The organism is Rhodoferax sp. ZS1R8 (genome assembly GCF_056521325.1).
On the sequence record NZ_JBWMBA010000003.1, the window covers coordinates 221,803 to 239,240 of the forward strand.

Below are 17,438 nucleotides of genomic sequence, written 5' to 3' on the forward strand. Positions count from 1 at the left end.
TGGAGATCAAGCATCGGCAGCAGGGCCAAAAATGACAAAAGCCCGACGCTACAGGATGTGTAGCTCCGGGCTTTGGCTGAAAAACCTGGGTCAGGCTTCAGATTTGGTCTTCAACACCTTGCGGCCACGGTAAAAACCGGTGGGGCTGATGTGGTGGCGCAGGTGGGTTTCACCAGTGGTGGATTCAACTGCAATACCTGGAACAACCAGGGCATTGTGCGAACGGTGCATACCGCGCTTGGAAGGCGACTTTTTGTTTTGTTGGACGGCCATGACTAGGCTCCTGAGCTGGGGTGCTGCGCCATGCTCAACGCAAAATGCAACACTGGGGGTTAGTAAAAAACGCGGCAGATTTCACACGCGAAGCCTAAGATTATAGCCCAAAGCGGCAACTGGGGCTAGGGCTTCTTTTTGAGTTGCTGCAGAACAGCGAAAGGATTGGGCTTTTCCTGCGCTTCTTCGGCGAAATCCGGGTCTGCCACCTGCAGCTTCACGGCTCCGGGACACACTTCGTGCTTGGGGACCACGGGCAAGGCCATCAGCAATTCGTCTTCCACCAGCTCCAGCAAGTTGAAGTCACGGCTCAGCACCAGCACGTCTTCCTCGGATTCTTCGTCCTCCACGGCTGCAACCTCCTCGCTGGCCACAAAACGGAATTCCCGTTCGAATGCCACCGGCACATCCACAGGACCCAGGCAACGCTGGCAGGTCTGCGGCAGCGCCACCTGCGCGCTCAAACTCAGCCAGATCTGCTCACTGGTAGCGCCGTTGGGGCGTGTCATGCCCGCTGCGATAAAACGCACCGGGTTTTGCGCACCCCCACCTTGCGCCTCCTCCAACAGACGGTCAAAACGGCCCAGGTCTTCGCTGACCTGGAGGCTGCCGCCGGCCGTGGCAAAGGCCTCGATATTCAGGTGCCGGGCATCGTAGTCGTGTTTCATGCGCGCAGTGTAAGAGAATCGGGCCATGCCAGACATTTCCAACAGAAAACTCATACTCGGATCCACGTCGGTCTACCGGCGCGAATTGCTGGGCCGCCTGAACCTGCCTTTTTCCGTGGAATCCCCCCACGTCGATGAAACCCCGCTACCCGGAGAACTTCCGCCCGATCTGGCCCAGCGGCTGGCACTGGCCAAGGCCCAGGCTGTCGCACAGCGTTTCCCCGACTGCGTGGTGATCGGTTCGGACCAGGTCGCGGACCTGGACGGCCAGCCCTTGGGCAAACCCGGCACGCACGAACGGGCCACGCTGCAACTGCGCCAGATGCGCGGCAAGACGGTGGTCTTTCAGACGGCCGTGGCTGTGGTGTGTCTGGAGACGGGTTTCAGCCAGCAGTCGCTGGCTCCGGTACGGGTTCAGTTCCGCGCGCTGGAGGACACCGAAATCGAGAATTACCTGCGGCTGGAGCAACCGTATGACTGCGCCGGCAGCGCCAAGAGTGAAGGGCTCGGTATTGCATTACTAGACGCCATTGACAGCGACGATCCCACGGCCTTGGTCGGCTTGCCGCTGATTCGCACCAGCCGCATGTTGCGCGCTGCCGGCATTGCCTTGTTGACCGGCCCGCGGACGCTGGTATGACGCCGGGCACGCTCTACCTGGTGCCGGCCCCGCTGGACTTTGGCTGCGACAGCCAGGTGGCACTGAACCGCAGCATGCCGGCGGGAACGCTGGAAGTGGCTGCAAGTCTGAAGCACTGGATTTGTGAAAACGCCAAGTCCACGCGTGCTTACCTGAAGCGCATCGCCGAGACCCACCCCCTGTGCCAGCCGCTACAAGCCATGCAATTGCAGGAGCTGCCGCACGAGGTCCACAAAAAAGGCGATCACCAGGGCCACTTTGACGCGCGCTACCTGCTGCAAGCTGCGGTACAGGGCGAAGACATGGGCTTGGTCAGCGAAGCCGGCATGCCCGCCATTGCCGACCCAGGCTCCTCCGTCGTGCGTGCCGCACACGAATTGGGCGTACGGGTGGTGCCGCTGGTTGGCCCGGTGTCACTGCTGCTGGCCTTGGCGGCCAGCGGCCTTAGTGGGCAAAACTTTGCGTTTGTGGGCTATCTGCCCAATACACCACCAGAGCGGAGCCAGCGCATACGCGAGCTGGAATCCCTGGCGCTGAAGACTGGTCAAACACAGATATTCATTGAAACGCCCTACCGCAACCAGGCTATGCAGCAGGCACTGTTGCAAACCCTGCAGCACAACACCCGCCTGGCAACGGCCAGCGGGCTGACTTTGGACGGGGCCCAGTGCTACAGCGACTTGGCCAAGAACTGGAAACACAAGCCCTGGACCCTGGCGAATACCGTCCCTACGGTGTTTGCCATCGGCCGCTAAATACAGCCAGGGTTTGCTCAGCGCAGCGCAGGCAAAACCCGCATCGCCTTCACGCTGCTCTCACCAATGGCGGCACCAAAGCGTTTGACCAGGCGTTCGGCCACATTGTCCTTGCGGGTGTAGTCAATCAATTCCTCGGCCTTGACCACTTCACGGGCTACAAAGTCCAGGTTGCCCAGTTGGTCGGCCAAGCCCATATCGATGGCCTGCTGACCAGTCCAGAACAAGCCACTGAAGGTTTCGGGCGTTTCTTTCAGACGCTCGCCACGGCCCTGTTTCACGACCTTGATGAACTGCTGGTGGATCTGGTCCAACATGGTCTGGGCAAACGCGCGTTGCTTCTCTGTCTGGGGGCTAAACGGATCCATGAACCCCTTGTTCTCTCCGGCCGTCATCAGGCGGCGCTCAACGCCAATCTTGTCCATGAGGCCAGTGAATCCAAAGCCATCCATCAGCACGCCAATGCTGCCGACTACGCTTGCCTTGTCGACAAAGATCTTGTCGGCGCCGGCAGCGATGTAGTAGGCCGCAGAGGCACAGGTTTCTTCTACGACCACATAAATCGGTTTCTTGTGCAGGGCCTTGAGGCGGTAAATTTCGTCGTTGATGATGCCGGCCTGGACGGGGCTGCCGCCTGGCGAATTGATCAGCAGCACCACGGCCTTGGCGCCCTTGTCCTCGAAGGCACTGCGCATAGCGGCCACGATGAGTTCAGCGCTGCCCTCCGAACCCGATGAAATTTCGCCCTGGATCTTGACCAGCGCTGTGTGCGGTGTCGACGTATCGGCCGTGCTGCTGCCACGGTCCATGCCCAGCCACAGCAGCGCCACGAAGAAGGCCAGCCAGGCCAGGCGGATGCCATTGCGCCAGCGGCGGGCCTGGCGTTGCTCGGTAATGGCGGCCAGCGCCAGGGTTTCCAACGTGGCACGCTCCCAGCCGGTCGCGCGGCCTGCGTTAGCGGATGCTTCTGTTTTTATAGCAGCATCGGTAATATCGTCGGGGGCTGGAGAGGAATTCGGTGTCATGGCGGGGTCGTTCAGGTCGGTCATATATCAAAATTCGAGCGCTTGCAGGTTGGAACCAGTATGCCAGTGGACGACGCCATCACGCTCCGTCATGGCAATCTTGACCAGGCCACCACGGCAGGGGCCGCCGATGCAATGGCCGGTCTGCGGGCTGTACATGGCGCCGTGGGTGGCGCACATCAGCCACTGGCCGCTGCTGTCAAAAAAACGGTTGGGCTGGTAGTCCATCTCCATGGGCACATGGGAGCATTGGTTGAGGTAGCCAAAGACACGGCCTTCAAAGCGGATCGCAAAACCACGCGACGTGCGGCCGCAGTAGACGACGTCAAACGGCACCGCTTCGCCGCTGTCCACCAGATCGGCGGAGTTGCACAGAGGGATGGGGGAGCTGGTTGCTTCAGGCATGTTCGGTAAACCAGGCTTGCAATTCAGCCACGGTGTGGGCTACAAACAAAGGGTTCAAAGCATCAAAAGCCGCCGGCTCATGGGCACCATAGCTGACGCCGACGCTGGGGCACCCCGCGTTCAGCGCCATTTGCAGGTCGTGTGTGGTATCGCCCACCATCAGCACGCGCTGGGCAGGCACGCCAAACTCCTGCATCAGCTCCTGCAGCATCAGCGGGTGGGGTTTGCCTGCGGTCTCGTCAGCGGTGCGCGATGCATGGAACAGGCCCTGCAGCGCCGAGGTCTTCAGCACCTCATCCAGGCCGCGCCGGCTCTTGCCAGTGGCCACGGCCAGCACATAGTTGCGCGCCTTCAGCTCCGCCAGCATAGGCAACACCCCGTCGAACAGGCTGATGTCGTTCTGGTGGGTCGAGTAATGGTGCTTGTACCGCGCGCCCAATTCCGGGTATTTGCTGGATGGCACATCGGGTGCGGCGTGGGCCAGGGCCTGCATCAGGCCCATACCGATTACATAGGAAGCGTCCTGGTCGCTGGGCCTGCGGCCGCCCACATCAACGACCGCGGCCTGGATGCAGCGGGTGATGATGGCCGTGGAATCAAACAGCGTGCCATCCCAATCGAAGGCAATCAGGTCAAAAGAGCGAAAGGGTTTGGGCGGCTTGGACATCGGCGTAGGTGGAAATCGAGAAATCTGTGGGCTCAAAGGGCGTGCGGCAGAACTTGCCGCACGAAGTGGGCCAGTTCCGCAGGCAGATCCGCCTGCAACTCAACACGTGTCCCTGTGGCAGGGTGGTTGCACTGCAGGCGCCAGGCATGCAGAAACATGCGTTTGAGCGGCGTGGCGCTGTTGGCACGGGCCAGAGCCTTGTTGCACTCAAAGTCGCCATACTTGTCGTCGCCGACGATGGGCAGGCCTTCGGAGGCCAGGTGTACACGGATCTGGTGGGTGCGCCCGGTCTTGATCGTGACTTCGAGCAGGGAATAACCCCGGTCGCTGGCGACTGGCGCCTGGTGCGTGCCGGGTACCACACCGCCCGCCGCGCGGACCTTGACCAGGGTTAACGACGGCATGCCGTCCGGGTCGTCCTTGGCAACCACCTTCACGCGGCGCTCGCCATCGGGCAGCAGAAACTTGTGCAGCGGCTTGTCCAGCACCTTCTTATTCGCAGGCCATTGGCCGATCACCATCGCCAGGTAGGTTTTGCCGGTTTCTCGCTCGCGGAACTGGTCTTGCAGGTTCTTCAGCGCGCTGCGCTTTTTGGCCACCAGCAAAATGCCACTGGTTTCGCGGTCCAGCCGGTGGACCAGTTCCAGAAACTTGGCCTGGGGCCGCGCCATGCGTAATTGCTCGATGACACCAAAACTGACGCCAGAGCCGCCGTGAACCGCCACGCCGGCCGGCTTGTTGATGGCCAGCAGGCTGTCGTCTTCAAATAGAACCGCAAATTCCTTGGCCGGCGCATGGCTTGCCACCTGCTCAGCCATGGCCTGGGCCTTCTCCGCCACCCGTTCGGAGATCCGGACCGGAGGCACCCGCAACACATCGCCTGCGTTCAGTCGGGTTTCCGCAGCTGCCCGGCCCTTGTTAACCCGCACCTCGCCGCTGCGGATGATGCGGTAGACGTGGGTTTTGGGCACACCCTTCAGGTGGCGCATCAGGTAGTTATCCAGCCGCTGCCCGTCCCCATCGTCATCAATGGTCAGGGTTTTCACCTGGGGCTGAACGATGGGTGCGGAGGGGGCGGGAATGCCCCCTATAATGTGTTTCACTAGCGATGCGCTGTAAGTGGTTGATTTATCTGGAGTTTAGTCCACACGCCATACACAGACGCGCTGGAAGGTCGATGCCGCCGGGTTGGGCTGCAAACAAACCACACGCCAAATGCCTGTGGTGGTTTGCAAACAACACGGTCAAGACTGCGAATCGAAATACTGATACGGAATACCCACAGTTTGCAGACCCCTCGTCTGCGAACGGAATGAAGCGAGATGTTTGTACTGATGTGCCTGCTGTGTCTTAGCGTACGGAGCGTTTTCGCCCCGCTGCTTGGCATGAATCGGCCTCTAGCCCTCGTCCAACGAGCGCAACCAGCTATGCAATTGATAGCTAACCCACAAACGCATCCCCTCGCTCTCCTCCACGCGCCTACGCTTCGTCGCCTCATTTGAGTCGAAGTTCTCCGGCAATTCCACCTCGCATTCGGTTCGTCTGTTCAGGCATCAATAGCCCCTAGAGGGCATGTAAAACTGAAGAAGAAGGACGCAATCCCATGAAACGGATGCTTATCAACGCCACGCAGGCCGAAGAACGCCGCCTGGCCATTGTCGATGGACAAAAACTCCTCGACTACGAAATCGAAATCGAAGGGCGCGAGCAGCGCAAGGGCAATATCTATAAGGCCGTCGTCACGCGCGTCGAGCCCTCGCTGGAAGCCTGCTTCGTCGATTACGGCGAAGACCGCCACGGCTTCCTGCCGTTCAAAGAAATCTCGCGGATGTACTTCAAGGAAGGCGTTACAGCCTCCCAAGCCCGTATCCAGGATGCCATCCGTGAAGGCCAGGAACTGCTGGTCCAGGTCGAAAAAGAAGAACGCGGCAACAAGGGCGCAGCCCTGACCACTTTTGTATCGTTGGCCGGCCGCTATGTGGTGCTGATGCCCAACAACCCCCGTGGCGGTGGCGTATCCCGCCGCATCGAAGGCGAAGACCGCGCTGAACTCAAAGAGAACATGGACCAGTTGGAATACCCCAACGGCATGTCCATCATCGCACGCACCGCCGGTATCGGCCGCAGCGCACCCGAGCTGCAGTGGGACTTGAACTACCTGTTGAAACTGTGGTCCGCCATCGACGGCGCCGCCAAGGGCGGCAAGGGTGCCTACCTGATTTACCAAGAGTCGTCGTTGGTGATCCGCGCCATCCGCGACTACTTCAACCACGACATCGGCGACATCCTGATCGACACCGACGACGTGTACGAACAAGCCCAGCAGTTCATGGCCCACGTGATGCCCGAGCATGCTGCCCGCGTGAAGCGCTACCGTGACGACGCCCCGCTGTTCAGCCGTTTCCAGATCGAACACCAGATCGAATCCGCCTATGCCCGCACGGTGCAACTGCCCTCCGGCGGCGCCATTGTTATCGACCACACCGAAGCCTTGGTTTCGGTGGACGTCAACTCGGCCCGCGCGATCAAGGGCGGCGACATCGAAGAAACCGCCACCCGCACCAACCTGGAAGCCGCCGACGAAGTGGCTCGCCAGATGCGCTTGCGCGACTTGGGTGGCCTGATCGTCATCGACTTTATCGACATGGAAGAGTCTCGCAACCGCCGTGAAGTGGAAAACCGCTTGCGTGACGCGCTGCGCCAGGACCGCGCCCGCGTTCAGTTCGGCACCATCAGCAAATTTGGCCTGATGGAAATGAGCCGCCAGCGCCTGCGCCCTGCCCTGTCCGAAGGCGCTTCGATTCCTTGCCCGCGTTGCGGTGGTTCCGGCCACATCCGCGATACCGAATCCAGCGCTTTGCAGATTCTGCGGATCATCCAGGAAGAGTCGTTGAAGGACAGCACAGCCTCCGTGCTGTGCCAGGTGCCAGTCGACGTCGCCTCGTTCCTGCTGAACGAAAAGCGCTCTGAAGTCGCCAAGATTGAGCTCAAGCAGCGCATCAACGTGCTGCTGGTGCCCAACAAGACGCTGGAAACGCCCAATTACCGCATGGAGCGCCTCAAGCACGACGACCCACGCTTGGACAACATCGACGCCAGCTACAAACTGGCCGATGAAATTGAAGACCCGACCAGCGTGACCCGCCGTTCGCAAGAGCCTACCAACAAGCAGACACCCATCATCAAGGGCGTGCTGCCAGATGCACCAGCGCCTGTGGCTGCACCGCGACCGGTGGCCGCCCCTGTCCAGCCAGCTGCACAGCCACGCCCCGCCGTTGCGGAAGCCAAGCCACCCGTGGTCGCTGAAAAGGGCTTCTTCGGATGGATCAAGAGCCTGTTTGGCGCCGAGCCGGCAGCTCCGGTCAAGCCCGTAGTCCCTGCCCCAGCTACCAAAGCCCCTGAAGGCCGCGAAGCCCGCGACGGCCGCAACCGTGACGGCAACCGCAGCGGTGCCAAGCCCGGCGAAGGCCGTGCCGAAGGTCAAGGCCGCAACGAAGCCCGTGGCGATGGCCGCGGCCCCCGCGGTGAAGGCCGTGGTGATGGACGCAACAGCCGTGGCGGACGCGGTGGACGTGGCGGCGGCGGAGAACGCCAAGGCCAGGGTGGCGCACAACGCGAACGTTTCGACGCTGAAGGCAAACCGGTGACCATGGACGCCAACCTGCAAGCCGGTGGTCCCACCGGTGCTGACGCGGCCAATCGCCAGGAACAACGCCCCGACCGTCCACCCCGTGAACGCGGTGAACGTGGCGGCCGTGGCGGCCGTGGCGGTGAGCGCAATGACGCAGCGGTTGATCGCAACGAGCAGCCGCGTGCGGAAGCTCGCCCCGACGGCGCAGTCGACAATGGCACCGACACCCACAACACCCGCACCGAAGGCCAACCGGCCCGCGAAGGCCGTGGTGACGGACGCGGTGAGGGCCGCAATAGCCGCGGTGGCCGCAATGGACGTGGTCCACGCCCGGATGGCGAAGGCCGCAACACCAACGGCGGCGACCAGCAGGCCCCACTGGGTTTCGCGGAAGGTGACGCAGCCGCGGCCACTGCCGATGAACAAACGACTGTACAGGCCGATGGCCAGTCAAGCGCACCACGCAACGAGAACGGTGAACCCCGTGAAAAACGCCAGCGCGACCGCTACGGCCGTGACCGTGGACCCCGCGGCGAGCGTGAAGAGCGGCCGGATCTGCGCATCCCGTTACAGACTGCCGTGCAGCCCAGCGAAACGGGTGAAGTCCCGGCAGTTGCTGCCGAAGCAGTACGTGCCATCGCTCCAGTTACCGAAACGGTTGCTGCACCCGTCTCCGAGCAGCCCGTTCGTGCAGCTACCCCGGTAGCGGCACCTGCCGCTGCACCGGCGGCCCCTGTTGCTTCGGCAGCAGCGCCAACGGCTGAGCGCATGCCCAAGGTCAGGACCTACACCTTGCCCACCGAGACCCTGGTCGACGTGGCGCAAAGTTCGGGTCTGCAGTGGGTCAATTCCGACGCTGACAAGATCGCCGCCGTCCAAGCCGCGATTGCCGCTGAAGCCAAGCCCATCCACGTGCCGCGCGAGCGGCCGGCAACGGTGAATGTCGAAACCGGGCCTCTGGTTCTGGTGGAAACCAAACGCGACCTGCGCAACATGACGCTGCCATTTGAGCAGCCACCCTCCGCGTAAACGGAGTTACACCAACAAAAAAGAGGCCCACAGGCCTCTTTTTTTTGCTGAGTCAATCCTCAGAACAAGTCGACGGCGCCCACCTTAACGGCATCACCAAAAAAACCTTTGCGCACCAGGTCATCATAGCTATGCACCTGGTTGCGCCCATTGCGTTGTGCATAGTCGACGGCCCGTTCAGCACGCTCCAGCGTTGTGCTGGGGGAATCGTCGGCGGTGACCCGTGTGAATCCGGCACAGGCCGTCGCACGCCCGACCTGCGGGAAATTGAACTTCTCCATATTGGCGCGGAATCGTTCAAACGCCGCCAGCACCAGCGCCTCATCCGGGCAGTGCATCAGCACTGCAAACTGCTCACCGCCCAGGCGGTAAATGCGGTCGTAGGTACGGAAGGTGTTGTTCATGATACGTGCCACCAACAACAGCACTTCTTCTGCGATCAGATGGCCGCTCTTGTCATTGATGACGCCAAAGTGGTCAACATCTACCGTGCCCAGCCAGTAGTTGGGCGGTACGCGGTGGCGGCGTTCGGCAACCGGAAGCACGCTGGCCTCCAACACCTGCGCTGCAGTTTCGAATCCATGGCCCATCTCTTCGAGCACAGCGCTGTAGAAGGTGTCGTCCAATGACTTGCGGTTCAGCAGGCCTGTCAGTGCGTCGCGGTCACTATAGGCCAGCAACTTGTACATGTTGCGAAACACGTGGACCATGTCGTCAATAACTTGCAGCTGGCCTTTGCTCAATGGCGAGCCGGAATGCACTTCAATGACGCCTTCGTCATCCGTGGTGGAATCCGCATACAAGGGGATAAAGCTGACGCGTGGCCCTTCTTCTCCGGCCCACGCATACTCCACCAGGCTACGGGTCTGAAGGCAGCGCAACCGGTCCTTTTCATCGGCCAGTTCGCGTAGGGAGTCAAAGTTCACCCGAAGGGGGTCTACCACCTTGCCGCCACCGCGCACGTCCAGTGACGCTACCTCCAACCATCGCTTGACGCCTTCTTCGCTGATGACCCGGGCGATGACCACCCGGTCAATGCGCAGCAGATCGATCAGTGCCTTGGAAAGCGTCAACTCCAGAAGCTCCCGATCCCGATGGTCAGTCAGCTTGATGATGTGTTCGGTGAGTGTGGCCATGGCCGCATAATAGCCCTGAATTCCGCTGGCGTCACCTTTTCGCGGCCTCGCGATAAGCCTCTGCTGCGGCCTGCATATCCTGGCGCTGCTCTGCCATATAAGCCAACGCCAGCCACGTGTCGCGCGCCAGGTCGGAGTCTTGCAGCATGGCCAGTGACTGCTTGAACAGTTGCTGGGATTTGCCCCACAGACTCAGCCGCATACAGACGACGCCGGCCAGGTATTGCAGCACCGCGTCGCGCGGGTTGCCCATTTGCGCAGTCTCTATGCGGCTCAGCCATGCGGCATCGGGTGCACCGTCGACAGCAGCAAAACCTTTCTCCAACACACGGGCCATTCGCACACGCTGCGCCAGCGTCAGCGCATCGTGGCGCAGTACCATGGCATCCCAAATAGGCAACAGCCACTGACGCGATACGGTCACGGCGCCACCATGTGCCAGCAGGCGCTCTGCCGCTTCGAATGCAACTTCAGGCACTTGCTGTTCCGCTGCGTCCAGCGCATCCCATGCACGCTGTATCTGCACGCTGTCGTGCGCAGCACGTATCAACTCGATGGCCAAACCCCGTGCAATGCTCTTGCCAGCGGCTTCGGAGAAGGCCCGGTGCTTGGTCAGCAGACGCCCGGTTTCCAACGCCAGCGGCAATTGCCCGGTCTGGCGCGCCGCGCGAAAGCGCAGGCGCAACGCCAGCGTGCGGCGGGATGCTCCCTGCGGCAACTGGTCCAGCAAATGCATGGCGGCGGGTGCTTCCCGATCATCCAGCGCCCACTGGGCCCCGCGCAGCTGTACACCTTCGCGTGCGTCCTGGGCATCACGGCCCTCCGACTCCTGCAGGGCGAGCTGGAAGTGGGCATCGCGCACGCTGCGGTTTTGCAGCGCATGGGCGCTTTCGCCCGCCAAAACATGTGCCAGCGAGCGCAAACGCGCACCGTATGCCACCCGTTCGCCGCTGCGTTGCACGGACTCTTCGAGAGAAATCACCAGTTCGGCCGCCTTGCGCGCGCGCACAAACCGCCCCGCTATCAGATGGGCCAAAGACTCCAGCAGCGCCGTGTGCATGCCGCGCTCCTTTTGCAGCAAGCGCCAGTGGCGCGCCTGATGCGGAATATTGGTCAGCGCAGACAAGGCCCGCATGGCCAGGTGCAGCGTCAGGAAGCTGCCGGCCAGCAGCAGCAAAAACAGGTTCAGCGACAGATCTACCCGGTGCGGGGGAAAGAACAGTGTCACGGTGCCATGGTTGTCGCCGGCAAAGAGTGCACTTGCCACCGCCACCGCGAACAAGGCCATCAGCCACAGTGCAACCCGCATATTCAGCGTCCCGCTGCGGCGGTGGCCAAGGCCGCCAGCGTGTCGTCGACACGCGGCAACTCCAGAGCCTTCATCTGGCCACGAACTTGCTGCAGCAGCGCACTGGCGGTCTGCGTTTTGCGCGACGATGCGTCGAAGTACCGGCCCACGGCGGCAGAAGCGGAGCCCAAGTCGGAACGCACGGATTCAATTTGCCGTGACAGAAGGCCCAAACGGGCGTTCAGCAACTTAAGCTTCAGGTTCTCCCGCAGAAAGAACGATTGCTCGGGCGACAGCAAGGCTGCATCCGGGTCTTCGATACGGCTGACTCGAACCAAATTGCGCGCTTCATCGCGCACCAGCAAGCCCAGGCGCACCCACCAGTTCGCCACGGTTTCCTCAGGTTTGCGCTTCAGCGTATCGTTGGGCCGGGTGGTAGGCAATGCATTGGCAACCGGCAATTCGTCGGCCAGCAGCACCAGCTCGTCCAGCTTGACCAGCAGTGCCGGCGTATCGGCCAGCGCGGTGGCCTTGATGCGGTTAATGTCCCGCGTGATCGCGCGCTGCAGGGGTGTCAGGCGGGGCTGGGCTGCACGCGTCACCCGCACTTCGGCACTTTTGAGAGCGGCCAACAGGGGCTCCACGCTGCCGGTCAGTTGGGCCTGCTGCTGCGCAAGACGCAGCGCAGATTCAATGTCGACCACCAGGTTCTCGTCACGCGAACGTGACAGGCTTTGCATCAACTCTTCCAACTGGGTGCGCTGCAGCGAAACCTCGCTGAGCCGGGCTTCGGTGACTGCCAGCTTGGCGGCCGTCTCCATGGCCAACTCCTGGGCTTGCCTGGCGGTGGCGCGGGCCTCAACGGCCTGGCTGCCGGCATCGGCGCTCTGGCGGGCCAGTTGCTCCTGGATGGAACCGAGCTTTTGCCACAGCAAAACGCTGACCACCAGGGCCAACACGGCGATCAAGGCTACCGCCCACTGCAAGCGGTGCACGACCATACCGGGGGGCCGGGTTTGCAAGGGAACCAGCGAGCTCTCCAGTGGCGCACTCGCCGCGGTAAGGCTGGGCTCTGTGTTCATGCCACCGATTCTATAGACGCCATCAATGCAGCCAGCGTGGGCCGTGACTCGCAAACAACAGAAAATCCGGCCTTGCGGGCGGCTTGTGCGATGCGGCTGTGCGTAACCACCGCCTTGGCCTGTGACCACGACTGCCCCGCACAGCTTGCAACCAGATTGCCAATGGCCTCGGAGCTGCTGAACAGCCAGACAGAGCCGTCCACCGCGGCCTGTCGCACCATGGCGCCTTCGCTCTCCGACATTGCGGGCGGGTGGCGCTGGTACGACACGACAAACTCCACAGCGCCACCGGCGGCGCGCACCTGTTCTGCAAACCAGTCACGGCCGACGCCGTCCACAGCCTTGTCCGCCGGTATGGGGCTGCCGGCCGCATCATTACTGGCGCTGCCACGCACGATCAGCACGCGGTAGCCGGGAACCACGCGGGGTGCGACTACGGCCCACAGGGCTTCCGAATCGAATTGCTCGGCCGCACGGTCCGGCATGTCGATGCTGCGGACATCCACCTGCGCCCGCTTCAACGCTGACAAACTGCCGGGTCCGGTGACGAACGCTCTGATATTGGTAGCACCAGACATACCAAATACGGGGGCTGCGGGCGGTTTTGACGCAAAGAAGTGCTCTACTGCATTGCCGCTGACAAACATCACGGCATCGAATTCGGTAATGCGCGCCCAAGCGGCAGCAACGGCGGCCGGGTCGGGTGGCGGCAGCACACCAATCAGTGGCAAGGCCACGGCGTCAAAACCAGCGTCTGCCAGCGCGTGGACCCACTGCGCGGCCTCTTGTGTGGGACGGGTAACAATGACGCGCATGGTTCAGCCCCTCGATTCGGTTTGCACGCGCACGCTGGCTTGCAACTGGCGGGCGACCGCTTCGCCCAATTGCGTGGCAGCCGCACCATCGCGCACAACGCCCTGCGCCTGCGCATGGACCAACGGCAGCACGCCCTCCGGATCACCCCAGGCGGCGCGAATGTTCAGCACATCACCCTGCAGCGTGGCGTAGGCGGCCAGTGGCATGGAGCAGCTGCCACCCATCACGCGGCTGACGGCACGCTCGGCCGACACTGCCAGCCAGGTCTGCGGATGCAGCAGGGTTTGCAGCACCGCGGCCACCTCGGAGCGGTCGGTGCGCACCTCAATCCCCAGTGCGCCCTGACCCGCTGCGGGCAGCATCTGTTCAGGGCTGAAAACGGCGCGGATACGGGACTCCAGCCCCAGGCGCTTGAGTCCTGCAGCGGCCAGCACAATGCCATCGTACAAACCATCGTCAAGCTTCTTCAGACGCGTATCGAGATTGCCACGCAAGCCTTCGATCTTAAGGTCGGGACGCAGGGCGCGCAGCAGCGCCATGCGCCGCAGGCTCGATGTCCCGACCACCGCGCCCTGCGGCAAATCTGCCAGCGTGGGGTAGCGGTTGGACACCCAGGCATCGCGCGGGTCTTCGCGCTCCATGACGCAGGCCAGCGAGAAACCCGCGGGCAACTCCATGGGCACGTCTTTGAGCGAATGCACGGCCAGGTCGGCCTGCCCTGCCTCCAGCGCCAGCTCCAGCTCTTTGACGAACAATCCCTTGCCGCCGACCTTGGAGAGCGAGCGGTCCAGGATCTGGTCGCCCTTGGTCGTCATGCCCAGCAAAGTGACGGTGTGGCCCTGTTGTTCGAGCAACGCTTTCACGTGTTCGGCCTGCCACAGTGCCAGGCGGCTCTCGCGGGTTGCTATCGTTAATTTGTGTGCAGTCATGGCCTGGCAGTCGTAACCCATTTGTAATCTATTGCGAGTGGTCAATGCTAGCATGGGACCCATGAAAACTGTACCCGCCCCAGCCCCCGCCAAGCGCAGCAAAGACAACGAACGGCCCTTGGTCGAGGACATCCGCCTGCTGGGCCGGATACTGGGTGACGAGATCCGCGAGCAGGAGGGCGACGCGGCCTTTGAACTGATAGAAAAAATCCGCACGCTGTCGGTCGCGTTCCGCCGCGACGCCGACCAGGAAGCCGACAAGGCGCTGAAAAAGCTGCTCAAAGGCTTGAGCGGCGACCAGACGGTCAGCGTGATCCGCGCCTTCACCTATTTTTCGCACCTGGCCAACCTGGCCGAAGACCGTCACCACATTCGCCGCCGCGCCATCCACGAACGTGCGGGTGACACGCAAGAGGGCAGCGTCGAAGTCGCGATGTCGCGGCTGCGCTGGGCCGGCATAGCACCCAAGACGATATCCAGCACGCTGGCCCAGAGCTATGTGTCGCCGGTGCTGACTGCCCATCCGACCGAAGTGCAACGCAAAAGCATTCTGGACGCGGAGCGTGGCATTGCCCGCCTGCTGACCGAGCGTGACGAGATCAAGATGCGCAGTGCCTTTTTTGAGAACAAAAAGGACGCCCTCAGCGCCCGCGAACTGGCTGCCAACGAAGCGCAGATGCGTGCACGTGTGATGCAGCTGTGGCAAACCCGGCTGCTGCGCTTCAACAAGCTGACCGTGGCCGATGAAATCGAAAATGCGCTGAGCTACTACGAATCGACGTTCTTGCGCGAGATCCCCAAGCTCTACGCCAACCTGGAGCAGCTACTGGGCAATAACCAGCCCGTGCACAGCTTTCTGCGCATGGGCCAGTGGATTGGCGGGGATCGCGATGGCAACCCCAATGTCAGCGCCCAGACGCTGGACTACGCGTTGCGCCGTCAGGCCGAAGTGGCGCTGCGCCACTACCTGACGGAAGTGCACTACCTGGGCGGTGAACTGTCGGTGTCGGCCATGCTGAACGAATGCACGCCCGACATGAAGACGCTGGCCGAAAGCTCACCCGACCAGAACGTGCACCGCATGGACGAGCCCTACCGCCGGGCGTTGACCGGTGTCTATGCACGCCTGGCCGCCACGCTGAAAGAACTGACCGGTACCGAGGCCGCACGCCACGCTGTCGCGCCGCAAAACCCGTACAAACGTTCGGAAGAATTTGCAGCCGAGTTGCGCACCATCGAAGCATCGCTGAAAGCCAATCACGGCTCGGCGCTGGTCGCCGAGCGCCTGCACCCGCTGATACGGGCCGTCGATGTCTTTGGCTTCCACCTGGCGACCGTAGACCTGCGCCAGAGTTCAGACAAGCACGAAGAAGTGGTCGCCGAGCTGCTGGCCACGGCCCGCATCGAAGCGGATTATTCCAGCCTGGACGAGGCCGCCAAACGCAAGCTGCTGATGGGCCTGTTAGGGGATGCCCGCGCACTGCGGGTGCACGGCGTCAGCTACTCGGCCCACGCGCAGGGCGAACTGGCCATCTTCTCGGCCGCCAAGGTCATGCGCGAGCGCTTTGGCGCAGAGTCCATTCGCCACTACATCATCAGCCACACCGAGACGGTCAGCGATTTGCTGGAAGTATTGCTGCTGCAAAAGGAAGTGGGCCTGATGCGCGGCGTGCTGAATGGCCCCACCGCGCCCGGCAACCCAGACCCGCTCCAACCGGTCTGCGATCTGATCGTCGTACCGCTGTTCGAAACGATTGAAGACCTGCGCAACGCCGCGCCCATCATGCGCGAGTTTTACGCGCTGCCCGGCATTGCGGGTCTGGTGCGGCGCAGTGGCAGCGAGCAGGACATCATGCTGGGTTACTCCGACAGCAACAAGGATGGCGGCATCTTTACCAGCAACTGGGAGTTGTACCGCGCCGAGATTGCGCTGGTGGAACTGTTTGATGAACTCGCCAGCCACGGTTTGAGCGCCGCCGGGCCGTCCCAAGGGGCGAAGGCCCCCTCGGGGGGTAGCGAGAACACGCCAGTGCCGAGCGTGGGAGCAACAAAGATCCGCCTGCGGATGTTCCACGGCCGTGGAGGCACCGTGGGCCGGGGCGGCGGCCCCAGCTACGAGGCCATCCTGGCCCAGCCACCGGGTACCGTGCGCGGCCAGATCCGGCTGACTGAGCAGGGCGAGGTCATCGGCTCCAAATACGCCAACCCAGAAATTGGCCGACGCAACCTGGAAACTTTAGTCGCCGCTACGCTGGAAGCCACGCTGCTGCAACCCACCAAGTCCGCCACACCCGCGTTTCTGGATGCCGCTGCCGAACTGTCACGCGACAGTATGGCGGCCTACCGCGCGCTGGTCTACGAAACCCCGGGCTTCACCGAATATTTCTTTAGCTCCACGCCCATACGCGAGATTGCCGAGCTCAACATCGGATCGCGCCCAGCATCGCGCAAGCCTTCGCAGCGGATTGAAGACCTGCGTGCCATTCCTTGGGGCTTTAGCTGGGGCCAATGTCGCTTGACACTACCAGGCTGGTATGGATTCGGCTCGGCGGTGCAAAGCTTCATCTCCTCGGGCACGCCAGCGGAACAAAAAGACCGCACCGCGCTGCTGCAGAAAATGTACCGCCAATGGCCGTTCTTCAAGACGCTGCTGTCCAACATGGACATGGTGATGGCCAAGAGCGATCTTGCGCTTGCTTCACGTTATTCGGAACTGGTGGCCGACACGCGCCTGCGTAAGAAAATCTTCACCGCCATCGAAGCCGAATGGCACAGCACAGCCCAAGCCCTGGCCACCATCACCGGAGACAAGAACCGCCTGGCCAATAACGCGGCGCTGCAACGCTCCATCCGCCACCGTTTTCCCTACATCGACCCGCTGCACCACTTGCAGGTGGAACTGGTGCGGCGTTACCGTGCGGGGCAGGCCGATGAACGCTTGCAGCGTGGCATACACATTTCCATCAATGGGATTGCGGCGGGCTTGCGCAATACGGGCTAAAGTAAATTGAGCCGCTAGCCCACGTAAAGTATGGCTGTCTCGCTATCTATTGTATAGCGCTCTAAATATCCTACGCCTTTAGGTATGGGCCGG

15 protein-coding genes are annotated in these 17,438 nt (G+C 62.1%); 4 read left to right on the forward strand and 11 right to left on the reverse strand.

The features are described 5' to 3' along the window. Positions 1 to 90: 90 nt before the first annotated feature. Positions 91 to 273 carry a 50S ribosomal protein L32 gene (rpmF, locus tag AC097P_RS11945; protein ID WP_105259923.1) on the reverse strand — a complete coding sequence of 61 codons (183 nt, stop codon included), beginning with the start codon at positions 271 to 273 and terminating at the stop codon, positions 91 to 93. A gap of 125 nt (positions 274 to 398) precedes the next feature. After that, the gene (locus AC097P_RS11950; protein ID WP_479610638.1) at positions 399 to 941 is read right to left on the reverse strand and encodes a YceD family protein; all 543 of its coding nucleotides are present in this window, start codon (positions 939 to 941) and stop codon (positions 399 to 401) included. Positions 942 to 966: 25 nt separating this feature from the next. Between AC097P_RS11950 and AC097P_RS11955 the strand changes: the two genes are divergently transcribed. Then, entirely contained in the window at positions 967 to 1,581 is a 615-nt protein-coding gene (locus AC097P_RS11955; RefSeq protein ID WP_479610639.1) for a Maf family nucleotide pyrophosphatase, read from the forward strand. Continuing rightward, positions 1,578 to 2,336: an SAM-dependent methyltransferase gene (locus tag AC097P_RS11960; RefSeq protein ID WP_479610640.1), complete on the forward strand. Its 759-nt coding sequence runs from the start codon at positions 1,578 to 1,580 to the stop codon at positions 2,334 to 2,336. Before AC097P_RS11955 ends, AC097P_RS11960 begins: the two co-directional genes overlap by 4 nt. Positions 2,337 to 2,353: 17 nt before the next feature. Here AC097P_RS11960 and AC097P_RS11965 read toward each other — a convergent pair whose 3' ends face one another. Genes AC097P_RS11965 through AC097P_RS11980 form a run of 4 tightly spaced genes read right to left on the reverse strand, consistent with a single transcriptional unit; the run spans position 2,354 to position 5,536 of the window. Then, positions 2,354 to 3,385: a S49 family peptidase gene (locus AC097P_RS11965; RefSeq protein WP_479610641.1), complete on the reverse strand. Its 1,032-nt coding sequence runs from the start codon at positions 3,383 to 3,385 to the stop codon at positions 2,354 to 2,356. A gap of 3 nt (positions 3,386 to 3,388) precedes the next feature. Then, on the reverse strand, positions 3,389 to 3,766 hold the full coding sequence (locus AC097P_RS11970; RefSeq protein WP_479610642.1) for a Rieske (2Fe-2S) protein: 378 nt from the start codon (positions 3,764 to 3,766) through the stop codon (positions 3,389 to 3,391). Continuing rightward, positions 3,759 to 4,433, reverse strand: a complete 675-nt coding sequence (locus AC097P_RS11975) for an HAD family hydrolase (protein ID WP_479610643.1) — start codon at positions 4,431 to 4,433, stop codon at positions 3,759 to 3,761. Before AC097P_RS11975 ends, AC097P_RS11970 begins: the two co-directional genes overlap by 8 nt. Positions 4,434 to 4,465: 32 nt before the next feature. Beyond that, positions 4,466 to 5,536, reverse strand: coding sequence for an RluA family pseudouridine synthase (locus AC097P_RS11980; protein ID WP_479610644.1), 1,071 nt, complete (start codon positions 5,534 to 5,536; stop codon positions 4,466 to 4,468). A 500-nt stretch (positions 5,537 to 6,036) separates the two neighbouring features. On the opposite strand from AC097P_RS11980, the gene AC097P_RS11985 reads away from it, so the two are divergent. Further along, positions 6,037 to 9,093, forward strand: a complete 3,057-nt coding sequence (locus AC097P_RS11985) for an Rne/Rng family ribonuclease (protein ID WP_479610645.1) — start codon at positions 6,037 to 6,039, stop codon at positions 9,091 to 9,093. A 59-nt stretch (positions 9,094 to 9,152) separates the two neighbouring features. On the opposite strand, the gene AC097P_RS11990 is transcribed toward AC097P_RS11985, so the two are convergent. Genes AC097P_RS11990 through hemC form a run of 5 tightly spaced genes read right to left on the reverse strand, consistent with a single transcriptional unit; the run spans position 9,153 to position 14,344 of the window. Further along, on the reverse strand, positions 9,153 to 10,229 hold the full coding sequence (locus AC097P_RS11990) for a GGDEF domain-containing protein (RefSeq protein WP_479610646.1): 1,077 nt from the start codon (positions 10,227 to 10,229) through the stop codon (positions 9,153 to 9,155). Between the two features lie 31 nt (positions 10,230 to 10,260). After that, positions 10,261 to 11,538: a heme biosynthesis HemY N-terminal domain-containing protein gene (locus tag AC097P_RS11995; RefSeq protein ID WP_479610647.1), complete on the reverse strand. Its 1,278-nt coding sequence runs from the start codon at positions 11,536 to 11,538 to the stop codon at positions 10,261 to 10,263. A 2-nt stretch (positions 11,539 to 11,540) separates the two neighbouring features. Beyond that, a complete protein-coding gene (locus AC097P_RS12000) occupies positions 11,541 to 12,599 on the reverse strand; it encodes a uroporphyrinogen-III C-methyltransferase (protein WP_479610648.1) in 1,059 nt (352 codons plus the stop codon). Continuing rightward, positions 12,596 to 13,414, reverse strand: a complete 819-nt coding sequence (locus tag AC097P_RS12005; protein ID WP_479610649.1) for a uroporphyrinogen-III synthase — start codon at positions 13,412 to 13,414, stop codon at positions 12,596 to 12,598. The genes AC097P_RS12000 and AC097P_RS12005 overlap by 4 nt, the downstream gene beginning before the upstream one ends. Positions 13,415 to 13,417: 3 nt before the next feature. Next, positions 13,418 to 14,344, reverse strand: coding sequence for a hydroxymethylbilane synthase (hemC, locus tag AC097P_RS12010; protein WP_479610650.1), 927 nt, complete (start codon positions 14,342 to 14,344; stop codon positions 13,418 to 13,420). A 61-nt stretch (positions 14,345 to 14,405) separates the two neighbouring features. Between hemC and AC097P_RS12015 the strand changes: the two genes are divergently transcribed. Continuing rightward, positions 14,406 to 17,345, forward strand: coding sequence for a phosphoenolpyruvate carboxylase (locus AC097P_RS12015; protein ID WP_479610651.1), 2,940 nt, complete (start codon positions 14,406 to 14,408; stop codon positions 17,343 to 17,345). Positions 17,346 to 17,438 lie beyond the last annotated feature (93 nt).

What these genes read in the sequence shown, in the direction of transcription:
- rpmF (WP_105259923.1), bottom strand. Translation starts at nt 273, where the DNA reads ATGGCCGTCCAACAAAACAAAAAGTCGCCTTCCAAGCGCGGTATGCAC.
- AC097P_RS11950 (WP_479610638.1), bottom strand. Translation starts at nt 941, where the DNA reads ATGAAACACGACTACGATGCCCGGCACCTGAATATCGAGGCCTTTGCC.
- AC097P_RS11955 (WP_479610639.1), top strand. Translation starts at nt 967, where the DNA reads ATGCCAGACATTTCCAACAGAAAACTCATACTCGGATCCACGTCGGTC.
- AC097P_RS11960 (WP_479610640.1), top strand. Translation starts at nt 1,578, where the DNA reads ATGACGCCGGGCACGCTCTACCTGGTGCCGGCCCCGCTGGACTTTGGC.
- AC097P_RS11965 (WP_479610641.1), bottom strand. Translation starts at nt 3,385, where the DNA reads ATGACCGACCTGAACGACCCCGCCATGACACCGAATTCCTCTCCAGCC.
- AC097P_RS11970 (WP_479610642.1), bottom strand. Translation starts at nt 3,766, where the DNA reads ATGCCTGAAGCAACCAGCTCCCCCATCCCTCTGTGCAACTCCGCCGAT.
- AC097P_RS11975 (WP_479610643.1), bottom strand. Translation starts at nt 4,433, where the DNA reads ATGTCCAAGCCGCCCAAACCCTTTCGCTCTTTTGACCTGATTGCCTTC.
- AC097P_RS11985 (WP_479610645.1), top strand. Translation starts at nt 6,037, where the DNA reads ATGAAACGGATGCTTATCAACGCCACGCAGGCCGAAGAACGCCGCCTG.
- AC097P_RS11990 (WP_479610646.1), bottom strand. Translation starts at nt 10,229, where the DNA reads ATGGCCACACTCACCGAACACATCATCAAGCTGACTGACCATCGGGAT.
- AC097P_RS11995 (WP_479610647.1), bottom strand. Translation starts at nt 11,538, where the DNA reads ATGCGGGTTGCACTGTGGCTGATGGCCTTGTTCGCGGTGGCGGTGGCA.
- AC097P_RS12000 (WP_479610648.1), bottom strand. Translation starts at nt 12,599, where the DNA reads ATGAACACAGAGCCCAGCCTTACCGCGGCGAGTGCGCCACTGGAGAGC.
- AC097P_RS12005 (WP_479610649.1), bottom strand. Translation starts at nt 13,414, where the DNA reads ATGCGCGTCATTGTTACCCGTCCCACACAAGAGGCCGCGCAGTGGGTC.
- hemC (WP_479610650.1), bottom strand. Translation starts at nt 14,344, where the DNA reads ATGACTGCACACAAATTAACGATAGCAACCCGCGAGAGCCGCCTGGCA.
- AC097P_RS12015 (WP_479610651.1), top strand. Translation starts at nt 14,406, where the DNA reads ATGAAAACTGTACCCGCCCCAGCCCCCGCCAAGCGCAGCAAAGACAAC.